Origin of the sequence: Streptomyces sp. NPDC088350 (assembly GCF_044753545.1) — a bacterium.
In the GTDB taxonomy this organism is placed as follows: Bacteria; Actinomycetota; Actinomycetes; order Streptomycetales; family Streptomycetaceae; genus Streptomyces.
Genome location: NZ_JBIVNL010000032.1, coordinates 3,293 through 4,579 on the forward strand (window position 1 = coordinate 3,293; position 1,287 = coordinate 4,579).

1 rRNA gene (running past one end of the window) is annotated in these 1,287 nt (G+C 56.1%); it reads left to right on the forward strand.

Annotation, left to right across the window (positions count from 1 at the left end):
* Positions 1 to 1,287: ribosomal RNA gene (locus ACIQBL_RS48040) — 23S ribosomal RNA — on the forward strand (its annotated part extends 1,796 nt beyond the left edge of the window); the annotation flags it as partial.

The window sequence follows — 1,287 nt, forward strand, 5'->3', positions numbered from 1 at the left end:
GCCTGAGACCTGATGCCGAGCCGATTGTGGTGAAGTGGATGATCCTATGCTGTCGAGAAAAGCCTCTAGCGAGTTTCATGGCGGCCCGTACCCTAAACCGACTCAGGTGGTCAGGTAGAGAATACCGAGGCGTTCGGGTGAACTATGGTTAAGGAACTCGGCAAAATGCCCCCGTAACTTCGGGAGAAGGGGGGCCATCACTGGTGAGAGGATTTACTCCTTGAGCTGGGGGTGGCCGCAGAGACCAGCGAGAAGCGACTGTTTACTAAAAACACAGGTCCGTGCGAAGCCGTAAGGCGATGTATACGGACTGACGCCTGCCCGGTGCTGGAACGTTAAGGGGACCGGTTAGTTCAACTTCGGTTGGGCGAAGCTGAGAACTTAAGCGCCAGTAAACGGCGGTGGTAACTATAACCATCCTAAGGTAGCGAAATTCCTTGTCGGGTAAGTTCCGACCTGCACGAATGGCGTAACGACTTCTCGACTGTCTCAACCATAGGCCCGGTGAAATTGCACTACGAGTAAAGATGCTCGTTTCGCGCAGCAGGACGGAAAGACCCCGGGACCTTTACTACAGTTTGATATTGGTGTTCGGTTCGGCTTGTGTAGGATAGCTGGGAGACTTTGAGCATCGGACGCCAGTTCGGTGGGAGTCGTCGTTGAAATACCAGTCTGGTCGTGCTGGATGTCTAACCTGGGTCCGTGATCCGGATCAGGGACAGTGTCTGATGGGTAGTTTAACTGGGGCGGTTGCCTCCTAAAGAGTAACGGAGGCGCCCAAAGGTTCCCTCAGCCTGGTTGGCAATCAGGTGTTGAGTGTAAGTGCACAAGGGAGCTTGACTGTGAGACCGACGGGTCGAGCAGGGACGAAAGTCGGGACTAGTGATCCGGCGGTGGCTTGTGGAAGCGCCGTCGCTCAACGGATAAAAGGTACCCCGGGGATAACAGGCTGATCTTCCCCAAGAGTCCATATCGACGGGATGGTTTGGCACCTCGATGTCGGCTCGTCGCATCCTGGGGCTGGAGTCGGTCCCAAGGGTTGGGCTGTTCGCCCATTAAAGCGGTACGCGAGCTGGGTTTAGAACGTCGTGAGACAGTTCGGTCCCTATCCGCTGCGCGCGCAGGAACATTGAGAAGGGCTGTCCCTAGTACGAGAGGACCGGGACGGACGAACCTCTGGTGTGCCAGTTGTTCTGCCAAGGGCATGGCTGGTTGGCTACGTTCGGGAGGGATAACCGCTGAAAGCATCTAAGCGGGAAGCCTGCTTCGAGATGAGTGTTCCCACCC